Consider the following 12,288-nt stretch of genomic DNA (forward strand, 5'->3'; position numbering starts at 1 on the left):
CGACCAGCCCGACGGGCAGGTCCCGCAGTACCCAGACCGGGCGCGCCACATCGTGGCCCACGTACATCACCATCAGGACGTCCCGATCGCCGCCCTATCGCTGACCAACCGCGACCAGGCGCCCGGCTGCCGTGGGTACGTGCGTGCAGTTCGTCAGCCCCCCATACCCCTGCTCGCCCCTCCCCCGGCCTCCGCATCAGCCGTGGCCCATGACGTCCTCGGAACGCCTGGACCCGTCCGTGCGCGTGGGCAATGCGCATGCAACTGCCCCTTACGGCGGAGGTGGTCCTGCGGGGCGTGCAGGCCCTGGACGAACCGTACTCGGGGTTTCGAGCACTTCCGGCGCCCGACGGGGCCGGCCGGACCATGGGTCCATGCTGTGGCTGAGGAGCCAGGCGGAAGGGCAACTACACGGGCGTGGTGGGAAATCTGCGCGGCCTGTACGGCCGTGAGGTCGGTGCCCAGCGCCTGAACCTGCTGCAACCGGATCGTCGTACGGAACGCCCGCGCCACCATCGCCCGAAGACCCGCGTCAGAACGGCGCCATGGCCCGCCACCGGGCCGAAGACGCGGGGCCGGTCACCGTGGTCCGTCGCCGTAGCCCGGCGGGTGCTGCGGAGTCCACCACTCCAGGAGCCCCCACGTCACGAGCGTGAGCGCGGCGAGGCCCGCGGCCGCCGCTGCCCAGGGGCGGCCCGTCCAGCGCATCGTCAGCATCCAGGCGAGCAACGGGACGAGCGCGCCGCCGAGCGTGATGAGGGGCAGGTCGATGTAGAGGACGCTCAACTCGTGCGTCTGGCCTTCGAAACCGCCGTTGATACTGCTCGTGGCCGAGGTGCCCAGGCCAGCGGCACGCCCGCCGCGCCGAGAACGGCGAGGAGACACCCGGCGCCGCCTGCGGTGCGTGAAGGTGCCGTGCGCGGAGAAGAGGTGTTCATGGCCTGTCCCAGGGGTGTCGCTCCTGTCTCGTGCCAGGCGCCTGTGGCGTGCCAGGCGCGCGTGGTGTGCCGTGTGGTTCCGCACACCCCTGGTGGGACCTCCCGGAACGCTGGCGAATCATCGTCGTATGCTCGCCGACAGGCTGCCGGACAGTGCGACCCCAGGGGCCGCCCCAGGGGTGGCCTTTACCGGCTGATGGCGCCGAAGCCGCACGGACAGATCCGCTGACCGCTCGGCTCGGTGCGGCGAACGAGATTACGGAGTCGAAGAGTTGGGCGCACACGGCACGCTGGACACGCAGGAGACAGCCGTGCGGCTGCGGGCGATCACCGGTGAGCTGTCGGACCGGTTCTACGAGCGCAACGACGTGGTGCGGACGCTCGTGGTGACGCTGCTGGCCGGACAGCACTCACTGCTGCTCGGCCCACCCGGCACCGCGAAGTCCGAGCTGGCCCGCGAACTCACCGGGCGGGTCGACGGGGCGACGTACTGGGAGATCCTGCTGTCCAAGTTCACCGCTCCGACCCGGATGTTCGGGCCGATCGACGTTGCCGCCCTGGCCCGCGGCGAGTACCGCCAGGTCTACGACGGCCGCGCCACCACCGCGCACATCGCGTTCATCGACGAGATATTCAAGTGCTCCACCGCGGCCCTGAACGAGACGCTCGGCTACCTCAACGAGCGGATCTACCACCCGGAGAACGGCGGCGAACCGGTCCGCTGCCCCCTGATCGGCGCCATCACCGCCGGCAACGAACTGCCCGCCGGGGAGGACTCGGCCGCGATCTACGACCGGCTGCTGGTGCGGATCGAGGTCGGCTACCTCAACGACCCGGTGAACTTCGCCGCCCTGATCCGCTCCGCCGTCACCGGTAACCCGCAGCAGCGGCCCCGTACGACCGTGGAACTGGCCGCACTCCAGCAGGCCGTGACCCAGGACGTACCGGCCGTGCAGGTCCCGGACACGCTCGTGGACGCGATCTGTACCCTGCGCTCCGCCCTCCGCCGCAAGGAGATCGTCGCCTCCGACCGTCGATGGCGGCAGGCAGTGCGGCTGCTCCAGGCGTCCGCGTACCTCGACGGCCGTACGTCGGTCAGCGAGCAGGACCTGCCGGTCCTGACCCACGTCCTGTGGAACTCGCCCGCCGAACGGCCCACCGTCGAGCGGGAAGTACTGCACCTGGTCAGCCCCGACGCCAAGGAGGCACTCGACCTCGCCGACCTCCTCGACGAACTGGAGGTCCAGCTCGACTCCATGGCCGGGCAGTCCCGCGAGGCGCTGAGCACCTGGGTCATCAAGAACGCCCACCACAAGCTCGCCACGGCGGGGAAGCGGCTGGAGGAACTGCGCAGCGAGGCAGTACGCACCGGCCGCTCCACCGCCACTGTCGACCGCGTGACGGGCCGTCAGCACGCCGTCCGCGCCCGCGTACTGACCGAGGCACTGGGCCTGGACACGAGCATGGTGACAACAGGTTCCGGACCTGCCGGAAGCGCACCGTGAGCGAGACCCCGAACACTCTTGCCGCGCTGACCCGGCTGTCCGCGACCTGGCTGGCCCGCTCCTCCGGCACCGCCGAGCAGCACACCACCGCCGTTCTCGCGGACCGCTTCGACCTCGCCACCTGGCACGACACCTACGAGCGGGCGACCGCACTGCACGAACTGGCCGCAGACCTGGACGCGACCCACCACGGCGCCCGCGACCTGCTGACGGACGTCTTCGTGGCCGCGTACCGCTCAACGAGGCCACAGGTACGCGCACGCGCCGCCATGGATCCGTCCCGGCTGCTCAACCACCGGATCGTGACCGCGCTGACGGAGTCCGCCGACTTCGACGAGCTGCGCAGCACGGCCGCGGGCGACCCCTACGCGGCAGCCCTGGCCGTGCTCGCGCTGGCCCCGGAACTCCGCCGGATCCTGGAACACACCCGCCGGGAGCAGGACAGTGCGGACCGGGCGAAGGAGGCACAGCGGAACGCGGAACACGCGGCAGCCGCCGTGGCCGCCGCGCTCCGGGAAGCCGTCGGCCAGACCGACGAGGCGGGCGCCGTGACAGGTCGGGCCGCCGACGCCGTACGGCAGGCGGTCACCGCCGCCGAGGCCGCCGGGGCCACCGCCCGGCAGGCCGGACAGGCCGCCGGCCAGGCGCTCACGGCGGTGGCCCCCGGAGTGCGGGCCGCCACGCACACCGCGGCGGCACGGGCGGTCGCCGCCGCCCGCAAGGAGGCTGCGCTGATGCGTGCCTGGGGCGTCGCCCCGGCGGAACAGGAACGGATGCCGTTCGACCAGCGCCTGCGCCTCGCACAGCGACTGGGCACCGGCCGGCTCGCCCGGTGGGCCGACCTGATCGGCCGCTTCCGCCGGATGGCCGACGGCGAGCGCGCCCGCAAGGTGCACCGCACCACCGGAGAACTGGTCGGCGTCACACTCGGCGACGATCTCTCCCGCATCGTCCCCGCCGAACTCGCCCACCTCGGCTCACCGGCACTGCGCGCGCTCTTTGCCGCCCGCTACGCTGCGGGAGAACTCATGCTGTACGACCACCTGGGCGAGCAGAGCACCGGCCGCGGCGCCATCATCGCGTGCGTCGACACCTCGCACTCCATGTACGAAGCCGGTCCCGGCGGCGTCACCAGGGAGGCCTGGGCGAAGGGCTGCGCCCTGGCCCTGCTGGACCAGGCCCGCCACTCCCGACGCGACTTCGTCGGCATCCTCTTCTCCGCCCCCGGCAGGATCCAGGCCTTCCGCTTCCCCGCGGGCGAACAGGTCGCGACCGGCCGGGTCCTGGAATTCGCCGAGACGTTCCTCGGCGGCGGCACCAGCTACGAGACCCCGCTGAGTGCCGCCAGGGAAATCCTGGACCAGGAGCTCAACGACGCGTCGCGCTCACGCGGTGACATCGTGATGATCACCGACGACGAGTGCGACGTCGGCGAGGAGTGGCTGCGCGGCTGGCGAACGGCCAAACGCCGCCTGGACTTCCGGCTCTTCGCCATAGCCGTCGGCGCCCCGCGTGCGGCAGAACCCGAATCCGTACTGGATCTCCTCTCCGACAACCTCCGCACCGTCGAGGACCTCACGGACGTGCACGCCGCTGCTGACCTGTTCCGCATCATCTGACGGGGCGGGCGGGGCTGTGAGCTCCCGCGCGCGAGCACGCGAGCACGCGAGCACGCGAGCACGCGAGCACGCGAGCAACAGTCTCGGCGTCCACGCGAACGCGTGCACCACTCCTGCCCGTGATGTCGGGTGCCTCGCGTCCTCGTGACGCATCAGCGGGCTCAGGGGGGTGTGAGGGTGTCGAGTTGTGCGGCGAGGTCGGGGTGGGAGGCGGCCAGGTGGGGGCGGACGGCGGTCAGCGGGCGGACGAGTTCGGCTGGGTCGTCGTGGGCGAGCGCCACGTCGAGTTGGCTGAGCGGGAGGCGGGCCCCGGGGGGCAGGTCCGTGAGGGCGGCGATCTGGCCTGCCATACGGCGCAGGTCGGCCGCATGGCGGCGGGCCCAGGTGGCGGTGGCGCGTACGGTGGCGCGGCGTTCGCGGGTGGCCTGGACGCGCTGTTCGCCGGTGCTCCCGGCGGGGCCGGGGCGGCCTCGCAGATAGCGGCGCTCGGCGGCCTGGCGGCTTGCGACGCCGAGGGGGAGCGCGAGGTCGGCCCAGCTGGCTCCCGCGTCGCGGGCGGTTTCGATGAGCCCGGTCTCCCAGTCCGCGAGTTGCTCGCGCATCTCCCGCAGAAGCATCAGGGAGGCCAGCGCCCGCTCCGGCCCGGGCCCGGGCGCGTCGCGGGTGGCCGGCGGCGCGTTCCGGGCATCGCGCAGGGCGTCGTCCATGGCGTCCAGGGCCGCCGAGACGGCCAGGAACGACACCGGGCTGCGGGCATTCGCGCTGGTGATGGATGGCTGGTCGGCTTCGCTCACGGCCACTTCTCCCTTTCTGTCAACGAATGGATGACACCATGTTTGTCATCCATTGGATGACATGCTACAACAGTGTCAGTGCAGCGCATTGGCAGCAACTGCCCAAACCTGCTGGAGGTGTTCTCACCATGTTGATGCGCACTGACCCCTTCCGTGAGCTGGACCGGCTGGCACAGCAGCTGATGGGCCCGGGCACCTGGTCCCGCCCGTCGGCCATGCCGATGGACGCCTACCGCGAGGGCGACGAGTACGTGGTGGCCTTCGACCTTCCCGGTGTCAGCACGGACGCACTCGACATCGACGTCGAGCGGAACATGCTCACCGTCAAGGCCGAGCGGCGGCCGGTAGCCAAGGCCGACGACGTAACCATGGAACTGTCCGAGCGGCCGCTGGGGGTCTTCTCCCGCCAGATCGTGCTCGCCGACACGCTCGACACCGAGCGCATCCAGGCCGACTACGACGCGGGCGTGCTCACCCTGCGCATCCCGATCGCCGAGCGCGCCAAGCCCCGCAAGATCTCCATCGGCATCGGGTCCGGCCACAAGGACCGCAAGGACCGCAAGGAGATCTCCGGCTGACACCGGCCGTACGGGTGCGGAGCGCGAGCACCCGATCTCCCCGCAGCGCGCTCCGCACCCCGTACGCAGCCCGAAGCTGAAAAAGGGGCGACCGAGATGGTTCTGCGATACGAGGCATTCCTCGGCCGCGTGAAGGAACGCGGCGAGTACGACAGCCTGGAGGAAGCCCAGCGCGCGGCCCGGGTGGTGCTCGCACTTCTGGGCGCGCACCTGCTGGGCGACGTCCGCGCGCAACTGGCGGCGCGTCTGCCCGAGGAGTTCGCCCTCATCCTGCTCAACCCGTTGCAGAGCGCCGACCCGCTGTCCCCGGAGCGGTTCGTTCGCGCAACCGCCGCATGGATCGAAGGCGCCACCGAACAGACCGCCGCCTGGGACGTCAGCGCAGTGCTGTCCACCGTCGCCGACGCCGCCGAAAAGGACCTGCTCGGCCAGATCCTGCTCCAGCTCCCCGTCGGCTACGACCTGCTCTTCGGCCGCCCCCAGTCCGTCTGACCCGTTCCGCACGCCGGTGCCCGAGCACCGGCCAGAGCAAGAAGGGCAACCACCCCCGTGTTCCCCGACCGATCCACGCCGCCGCAGCAGCCGTACGGAGCGGCATACGAGCAGATGCTGGAGAAAGTCCGCTACGAGGGCGCCTACCCCACCCGCGAAAGAGCGGACGAGGTCGTCCGCCTGGTTCTCGCCGGGCTGGGGCGCCGGCTGACTGGCGACGAACGCGTCGACCTGGCCGGCTGCCTCCCCTTGGAAGCAGCACGCGTGCTGACCGCGCAGATCCCCGACCCCCAGCCACTGACCGGCTGGGCCTTCGTCAAGGACCTCGCCGCCCACAGCGGTACCTCTTTGGCCACCACTCGCTGGGACACCGGAGCTGTCTTCTCCGCCGTCGCGGCCTACGCCGGCCCCGACCTGACCACCCGCATCCTCCACCAGCTCCCCACCGGCTTTGCCCTGCTGTTCGGCCGCGCCGAACTCGCCCAAGCCGCGTAGACGGCGAGGCGGAGAACGGCGGGGCGGAGATCTGCGCCGGTGATCCCCAGGGCCTGGCGGGCCACCGTCCGGTGGCCCGCAGGGCGCAGTCCGCACCGTCGCCGGGCGGCCCACCGTACCGCCAGCCCGCTCGCACCATGCAGCGCGGCGGTGGCCCATGTCTTGGACACGACCCCGAAGAGGCATCTCAGCCTGAGCCAGCGGGATTTGACGGAGCGTCAAAAATGATCCGGCAAAGCGAGGTGCACCCCGGCTCGCAGGCCGGAACCGGACAGCCCTTTCACTGACCGCGACAGCTCCCCGTGACCGTCTCCAAACCCTCGGACTCCCCCGAAAACGCAACACGAGTTGTGACTTCGCTCCGCATTCGACTGTGTACCCTGAGTGATGAGTTGCACTGTTTCGAAGCAAGGAGACGCTTGATGTCCACCGACCTCTTGACCCGTAAGATCACTCGGCACTTCGACCTGATCGACACCAACGGCGACGGCAAGATCAGCCAGGAGGACTTCGATCTGATCGTCAGCCGTATGGGGCGGGAGTTCGACCAGACCCCGGAATCGCCCAAGTACCGTGCGCTCAGCGACGCGTACCGGAGCCTGTGGGAGGGCCTGCGGCAGACTCTCGACACCGATGGTGACGGTTCGGTCAGCCGCGCGGAGTACATCGACGGGCTGCGGTCCGACGCCGCGTCCGGGGAGGGGTACCGCCAGCTCATCCAGCCCGTGGCGAAGGCGATCATCGCCCTGTGCGACACCAACGGCGACGGCAAGCTCGACGGCGAGGAGCTGGCCAAGGCGCACGTCGGCCTGGGCATGGGTGACAAGGACCACGAGGCCGCCATGGCGCGCATCGACCTCGATGGTGACGGCTACGTCACCGAGGCCGAACTGTCCAAGGCCATCGAGGAGTTCTTCCTGAGCGAGGACGCGAACGCCGGGGGCAACCACCTGTTCGGCAAGATCTGACCCCCTGAGGCCCGAGAGGCCCGAGTGCGCTGTCGCCCCCGGCGGTGGGCGGCGCACTCGGGCTTCAACGCGTCCGGGCTTGTTCCGTCAGGAGTTCGCGGGCCAGGCCGCGCTGCCACTTGCCGCTGGTCGTACGGGGCAGCCGACCGGGACGCAGCGGGTGGACGTGCACGGCAGCCAGGCCCAGGCGGTCGGAGAGCGTCCGGTGGATCTGCCCGGCCACGATGTCGGGGTCGCCGCCCGGGGCGATCTCCACTGCGACGGTGAGACGTTCGCCGTCGCTGTCCGCGTAGGCGACGCACCGTCCCCGGTGCACGCCTGGCTGTTGACGGGCAAGGCTCTCGGCGTCCTCGGGGAAATGGTTCTGGCCGTTGACGATGATCATTTCCTTGCGGCGCCCGGTGACGAAGAGATCGCCATCGAGCTGGAGCCCGAGATCACCGGTACGCAGCCAACTCCCGTCGAAGGCCTCAGCCGTGGCATCAGGGGCGCCGAAGTATCCGGTGGTGACCGCAGGCCCGGCGATCTGGATCTCGCCCAACTGCCCAGGACCGCACACCACTCCGGCCTCGTCCACCAGCCGCACCTGCATTCCCAGTACCGGCCTGCCCACACTGACCAGTGGCTTTGCCAGCGGATGGTCCGGGGCCACCTCGGCGGCGAGCCCTTCGTCGGCCAGGAGTCGGCGGTTCAGATGAATGGTCCTGGGCGCGGTACCGGGGACAGGGAACGCGATGGCCAAGGTCGCCTCGGCCATGCCGTACACCGGGTACATCGTCGACGACGACACCCCCGCGGGTGCCATCCGGGCGGTGAAGGCGTCAACGGTGGCGGCTCGAACCGGTTCCGCGCCGTTGAAGGCGAGCCGCCACCGCGACAGGTCGAGCTCCGCCGTCAGCTCCGGTGTGGCGGCGGCCGCGAGCCGTTGGTAGGAGAAGTCCGGTCCGGTCAGCATGGTGGCGCCGGTCTCGGCAATCAGCCGCAGGACCCTGCCGGGCCGCCGTACGAACTCCAGTGGTGGGATCACGTGCACGCTGCCGCCCGCGAAGAGGACGGCCAACGGGCCGAACAGTCCCATGTCGTGGAAGTGGGGCACCCAGGTCACCATCACGTCGTCACGGTTCATCTCCGCGGAGGCCGCGATCGCCCGCAGTCCGGCCAGCACGGTGGAGTGCGACAGCATCACGCCCTTGGGGGCGGAGGTGCTGCCCGAGGTGAACTGGACCACCGCGAGGTCGTCGGGCGCAGCCTGCGGCAGTGGCCCGGCGGAAGAGGGGTCTGTGGGAGAGGGGTCTGTGGGAGAGGGGCCCGCAGCGGTCGTGCCGGCGTTCACCACGGTCAGGTCGGGGCGCAGCCCTTGGAGTGCCCGTGCCGTGTCGAGGCAGTCCGGGTGCACCACCAGGTGCCTCATCCGGGCGGCGTCGATCGCGGGGGCCAGCCGTTCGGCCTCGCGCTCGGGCGTACCGCCGGCGGTCGGGAACATGCTGGCCGCGGCACCCGCGCGCACGATTCCCAGGAGACCGACCAGAACCTGAGGGCCCGTCAGCGACAGCAGGCCGACGACCTCGCCGGGGCGTACTCCGGCCGCCACCAGGCGGTGGGCGAACCGCGTCGAGCCGGTGTCGAGGTCGGTGGCGTCCATTCGCTCACCTCGCTCACCGGTGCGCGGGTAGGTCACCGACACCTCCGGGCCGAGGGCGCGTACGGCGTCGCAGAGGGTGGGGCAGTCGAGCGGTCGCATGGTCATCCAGAGATCGGGTCGAGCCGGGCCAGGAGCGGTGCGGCGGAGGTGACGGTGGAGCCGTTGTGGGAGACGTCGCCGATGTAGGGGCCCGGTGGCGCGCTGAGCCGGAACTCCCGTACCACGCCGGAGGCGATCAGTTTCGTCTCCAGCGTGCCGAGGTGGATGCCGACGCAGATGCGCCGTCCGGCGCCGAACGGTGTCATCGCGAGGCGGCCGTGCCGCTCCCCCTCGGCGAAGCGCTGCGGCCGGAACGCGTGCGGATCGGCGAACACTTCGGGGTCGCGCTGGGTGGCCGAGACCGAGTAGAAGACCTCGGTGCCGGCCGGGACCGCCGTGCCGTCCAGTCCCAGGTCGGTACGCGCCCTGCGGGGCAGCCATGCGAGCGGCGGGTGCAGGCGGGCCGTCTCGTTGAAGACCGCTTCCAGCTGGGGTGCGGCCACAGGATCGCCCTGTTCGCCGCGTACCGCCTCCTGTTGCAGCGGATGGCGGGCCAGCAGCCAGAGCAGCCGGGCGCTGAGGTATCCCGTGGTCTCGTACCCCGCGAGGATCAGGATGGCGATGTTCTCGCCGATCACATCGTCGGGCGGCGGATCGGGCAGTGCCCGCAGCCGTCTCACCGGCCCGTCGGTGTGGCCGAGGCGGCTGACGGCGTCGCGCAGCAGCTCGCGCACCCGGCGCCGCGCACGTCCCACGCGCCGAGCGGCCTGGTTGCCGCCGGGCGTGCCCAGCTCCCCCGCGGGCGGCGTCCTCAACTCGCTGAAGAGTGCGTGGAGTTCCTCGGCCTGGTGCTCGTCCATCCCGGCGAACAGACGGGCGGCCACCCTGAAGGCCAGGGGCTGGGTGAAGGCGTGCAGGTCCACCGGTGTGCCCATCGGCAGCTGCTGTACGGCCCGCGCCAGGAGTTCCGCGATGACCTCCCGATGACCCGCCACCACACCGCGGCGCAGCAGGGGCACGAGCGCCTGGCGGTAGGAACGGTGACGTTCACCGTCGAGATTGAGGACTCCGCGGCCGAACCTCCCGCCGAAGACGGCATCCCAGCCCTCCGCGTGGGACAGTTCGTCGTCCCCGGCCCCGAAGAACCGCTCCGCCGTCCCGGAACCGGCGAGGTACACCCGTCCACCGCCCTCCGGGCACCCTCCGCCGTGGCTTTTCCCGCCTTCGCCCAGCCGAGGGACGGGAGCGGCATCGCCCTCGGGGGCGGCGGGGTTGGCATCGTCTCCGCTGATGGTGTGCGTGGTGATGGCGGGAGTGGCCGCTGCTGCGACGTTCACGGGCAGACGTCCTCGGTGACCACGATCTGCTCCACCAGACCGTTGATGGTCGCGGGCGTCATGAAGATCCTCGGGTCCACCTCGTCCTCGATGCCGAACTCCTCCTCCAGTACGACCAGCAGCTCCACCCGGGCCACCGAGTCCAGCCCCAACTCGGCGCTGAGGTGCTCGTCTCCGGTGAGGGACAGTTCGGCGAACTCGGGCCGCAACTCCCGTACGGCGTCCACAAGAACGGCCCGGACTTCCGATCTGCTCATCCGTCGCTCGCTCAACTTGCGCTTCCCATCCGCTGATCACTTCGACCCCGAAAATGCTACTCTACGCAACGCTTTATCAACGCAAGGTAGTTGAACGGAGTTTCATGGGCACTCTGACGGGGCGTACGGCGCTGGTCACGGGCGGCTCGCGCGGAATCGGCCGGGCGATCGTGGAGCGGCTCACCGCCGACGGGGCCCGGGTGGCCTTCGGCTACCACCGGGCCGAGCAGGCCGCGAAGGAGGTCGCCGCCGCCACCGGAGCCCACCCGATCCAAGCGGACCTCGCCGACTCCGCCATGGTGGCCGAACTGTTCGCCGAGGCGGAACGCGCGACGGGCGGCCTCGACATCCTGGTCGCCAACGCCGCCGTGTGGCTCCCCGACGCGCGCATCCAGGACGCGAGCGAGGAGACCTACGACCGGGTGATGGCGGTCAACACCAAGGGCACCTTCCTCGCCCTCCAGCACGCCTCCACCCGGCTGCGTGACGGAGGCCGCGTCATCACCCTGTCCTCCATCGGCGTCCGCCGCCCCACACCGGGCAATGCCGTGTACGCCGCCAGCAAGGCCGCAGTCGAACAGTTCACCGCGGTGGCGGCCCAGGAGTTCGGCCCACGCCGCATCACCGTGAACTGCGTGGCCCCCGGCGCCACCGACACCGAAATGCTGCGGCAGTCCCTGCCCCCGCGACTCCTCGAACGCGCGGCCCGCAACACCGTGCTCGGCCGCCTCGGCACCGGCGACGACATCGCCGGCATCGTCTCCTTCCTGGCCGGCCCCGACTCCGGCTGGATCACCGGCCAGACCATCTCCGCCACCGGCGGGATGCTGTAGCCGGACGACTCCAGGACACCTGTCGCCGCCAGGCGCACAACCCCCGGTGGCGACGGGGGACTTGGGGCAGCGCTCGCGCCACGCGGCCAGGGCGGGCAGGACGGACAGGTGCGTGGGGGCGGCCTTGATCAAGGCGCGGGTCACCTTTCCGCCTTCGGAGCGGTGTCGGGGGCGTAGAGGAAGGAGAAGCGCTCCATGACGTTGCTGCGCTCGGTGTTGTGGAACGCGGCGATCTGCCAGGTGGCGTCGGATTCGCGGACCAGGGTGAAGGTCGTCACCTTCGTGAGTTCGTCCGTGTCGGGCTTGTCGCCGGTGTAGTCGGCGCCTCGGCTGGTGAGGACGGCGACGTCCTTGGTCAGGAAGCGCATGTCGAGGTACTCGGCGGCGAGCTTGCTGTCCTTGAGGAATTCCTTGAAGAGCGCACGGTGGCTCGCGGTGATGTCGGCGCGGCCCTCGTAGTGGCTGCCGATGTAGGTGGTGTACGTGCCGTTCTCGGTGAACTGACGGCCGTACGCCTCCGCGTCACCCCGCTCCCAGGCATCGGCGAGAGCGTCGAGGGTGGCGCAGACGGCCTTGCCGTCGCGGCGGTCGGCGTCGGCCGGAATCACCTCGGCGCAGGCAGCGGCACCGGTGCGCCGTACGTCGGAGGTGGCGTCGAGATAGAGATACGTGCCGGTCGCGCCGAGGGCGAGGACGAGCGTGGAGACGAGGGCGGCGCGTGTGACGAGCTTCCGGTTCATGGCGAGGGCTCTCCGTTCGGTGGTGGCGGACCGGCGGCAACAGCGGGCACA

At 70.8% G+C, this 12,288-nt stretch carries 13 protein-coding genes; 7 read left to right on the top strand and 6 right to left on the bottom strand.

What is annotated here, in order from left to right; translation table 11 throughout:
* Positions 1-579: 579 nt before the first annotated feature.
* Positions 580-786: a hypothetical protein gene (locus tag ACZ5PB_RS21350; RefSeq protein ID WP_468693284.1), complete on the bottom strand. Its 207-nt coding sequence runs from the start codon at positions 784-786 to the stop codon at positions 580-582.
* A 424-nt stretch (positions 787-1,210) separates the two neighbouring features.
* Here ACZ5PB_RS21350 and ACZ5PB_RS21355 point away from each other — a divergent pair, with 424 nt between their 5' ends.
* Positions 1,211-2,443, top strand: coding sequence for an AAA family ATPase (locus tag ACZ5PB_RS21355; protein WP_468693285.1), 1,233 nt, complete (start codon positions 1,211-1,213; stop codon positions 2,441-2,443).
* A complete protein-coding gene (locus ACZ5PB_RS21360; RefSeq protein ID WP_468693286.1) occupies positions 2,440-4,062 on the top strand; it encodes a vWA domain-containing protein in 1,623 nt (540 codons plus the stop codon). Before ACZ5PB_RS21355 ends, ACZ5PB_RS21360 begins: the two co-directional genes overlap by 4 nt.
* A gap of 161 nt (positions 4,063-4,223) precedes the next feature.
* Here the strand turns inward: ACZ5PB_RS21360 and ACZ5PB_RS21365 are convergent, their stop codons facing one another.
* Positions 4,224-4,856 (bottom strand): type III effector protein, encoded by a 633-nt coding sequence (locus ACZ5PB_RS21365; RefSeq protein WP_468693287.1) that lies wholly within the window; start codon positions 4,854-4,856, stop codon positions 4,224-4,226.
* Positions 4,857-4,984: 128 nt separating this feature from the next.
* Between ACZ5PB_RS21365 and ACZ5PB_RS21370 the strand changes: the two genes are divergently transcribed.
* The 4 genes from ACZ5PB_RS21370 (at position 4,985) to ACZ5PB_RS21385 (ending at position 7,389) form a co-directional block, all read left to right on the top strand.
* Positions 4,985-5,434: an Hsp20/alpha crystallin family protein gene (locus ACZ5PB_RS21370; protein ID WP_468693288.1), complete on the top strand. Its 450-nt coding sequence runs from the start codon at positions 4,985-4,987 to the stop codon at positions 5,432-5,434.
* A 96-nt stretch (positions 5,435-5,530) separates the two neighbouring features.
* Entirely contained in the window at positions 5,531-5,926 is a 396-nt protein-coding gene (locus ACZ5PB_RS21375; protein ID WP_468693289.1) for a DUF2267 domain-containing protein, read from the top strand.
* Between the two features lie 114 nt (positions 5,927-6,040).
* Entirely contained in the window at positions 6,041-6,421 is a 381-nt protein-coding gene (locus tag ACZ5PB_RS21380) for a DUF2267 domain-containing protein (RefSeq protein WP_468693585.1), read from the top strand.
* A gap of 422 nt (positions 6,422-6,843) precedes the next feature.
* Positions 6,844-7,389, top strand: coding sequence for an EF-hand domain-containing protein (locus tag ACZ5PB_RS21385; protein WP_468693290.1), 546 nt, complete (start codon positions 6,844-6,846; stop codon positions 7,387-7,389).
* Positions 7,390-7,453: 64 nt separating this feature from the next.
* Here the strand turns inward: ACZ5PB_RS21385 and ACZ5PB_RS21390 are convergent, their stop codons facing one another.
* Genes ACZ5PB_RS21390 through ACZ5PB_RS21400 form a run of 3 tightly spaced genes read right to left on the bottom strand, consistent with a single transcriptional unit; the run spans position 7,454 to position 10,664 of the window.
* Positions 7,454-9,136: an AMP-binding protein gene (locus tag ACZ5PB_RS21390; protein WP_468693291.1), complete on the bottom strand. Its 1,683-nt coding sequence runs from the start codon at positions 9,134-9,136 to the stop codon at positions 7,454-7,456.
* Positions 9,133-10,407 (bottom strand): cytochrome P450, encoded by a 1,275-nt coding sequence (locus tag ACZ5PB_RS21395; RefSeq protein ID WP_468693292.1) that lies wholly within the window; start codon positions 10,405-10,407, stop codon positions 9,133-9,135. The genes ACZ5PB_RS21390 and ACZ5PB_RS21395 overlap by 4 nt, the downstream gene beginning before the upstream one ends.
* Entirely contained in the window at positions 10,404-10,664 is a 261-nt protein-coding gene (locus ACZ5PB_RS21400) for a phosphopantetheine-binding protein (RefSeq protein ID WP_468693293.1), read from the bottom strand. Before ACZ5PB_RS21400 ends, ACZ5PB_RS21395 begins: the two co-directional genes overlap by 4 nt.
* A 104-nt stretch (positions 10,665-10,768) precedes the next feature.
* On the opposite strand from ACZ5PB_RS21400, the gene ACZ5PB_RS21405 reads away from it, so the two are divergent.
* Positions 10,769-11,497 carry an SDR family oxidoreductase gene (locus ACZ5PB_RS21405; RefSeq protein WP_468693294.1) on the top strand — a complete coding sequence of 243 codons (729 nt, stop codon included), beginning with the start codon at positions 10,769-10,771 and terminating at the stop codon, positions 11,495-11,497.
* A 140-nt stretch (positions 11,498-11,637) separates the two neighbouring features.
* Here the strand turns inward: ACZ5PB_RS21405 and ACZ5PB_RS21410 are convergent, their stop codons facing one another.
* The gene (locus tag ACZ5PB_RS21410; protein ID WP_468693295.1) at positions 11,638-12,237 is read right to left on the bottom strand and encodes an SgcJ/EcaC family oxidoreductase; all 600 of its coding nucleotides are present in this window, start codon (positions 12,235-12,237) and stop codon (positions 11,638-11,640) included.
* Between the last annotated feature and the right edge of the window lie 51 nt (positions 12,238-12,288).

It is taken from the genome of Streptomyces sp. NPDC032721, from assembly GCF_055579625.1.

Excerpts from the sequence above, each read along its gene's own strand:
- ACZ5PB_RS21380 (WP_468693585.1), top strand. The coding sequence starts at position 6,041 with ATGCTGGAGAAAGTCCGCTACGAGGGCGCCTACCCCACCCGCGAAAGA.
- ACZ5PB_RS21390 (WP_468693291.1), bottom strand. The coding sequence starts at position 9,136 with ATGACCATGCGACCGCTCGACTGCCCCACCCTCTGCGACGCCGTACGC.
- ACZ5PB_RS21370 (WP_468693288.1), top strand. The coding sequence starts at position 4,985 with ATGTTGATGCGCACTGACCCCTTCCGTGAGCTGGACCGGCTGGCACAG.
- ACZ5PB_RS21385 (WP_468693290.1), top strand. The coding sequence starts at position 6,844 with ATGTCCACCGACCTCTTGACCCGTAAGATCACTCGGCACTTCGACCTG.
- ACZ5PB_RS21400 (WP_468693293.1), bottom strand. The coding sequence starts at position 10,664 with ATGAGCAGATCGGAAGTCCGGGCCGTTCTTGTGGACGCCGTACGGGAG.
- ACZ5PB_RS21410 (WP_468693295.1), bottom strand. The coding sequence starts at position 12,237 with ATGAACCGGAAGCTCGTCACACGCGCCGCCCTCGTCTCCACGCTCGTC.
- ACZ5PB_RS21375 (WP_468693289.1), top strand. The coding sequence starts at position 5,531 with ATGGTTCTGCGATACGAGGCATTCCTCGGCCGCGTGAAGGAACGCGGC.
- ACZ5PB_RS21405 (WP_468693294.1), top strand. The coding sequence starts at position 10,769 with ATGGGCACTCTGACGGGGCGTACGGCGCTGGTCACGGGCGGCTCGCGC.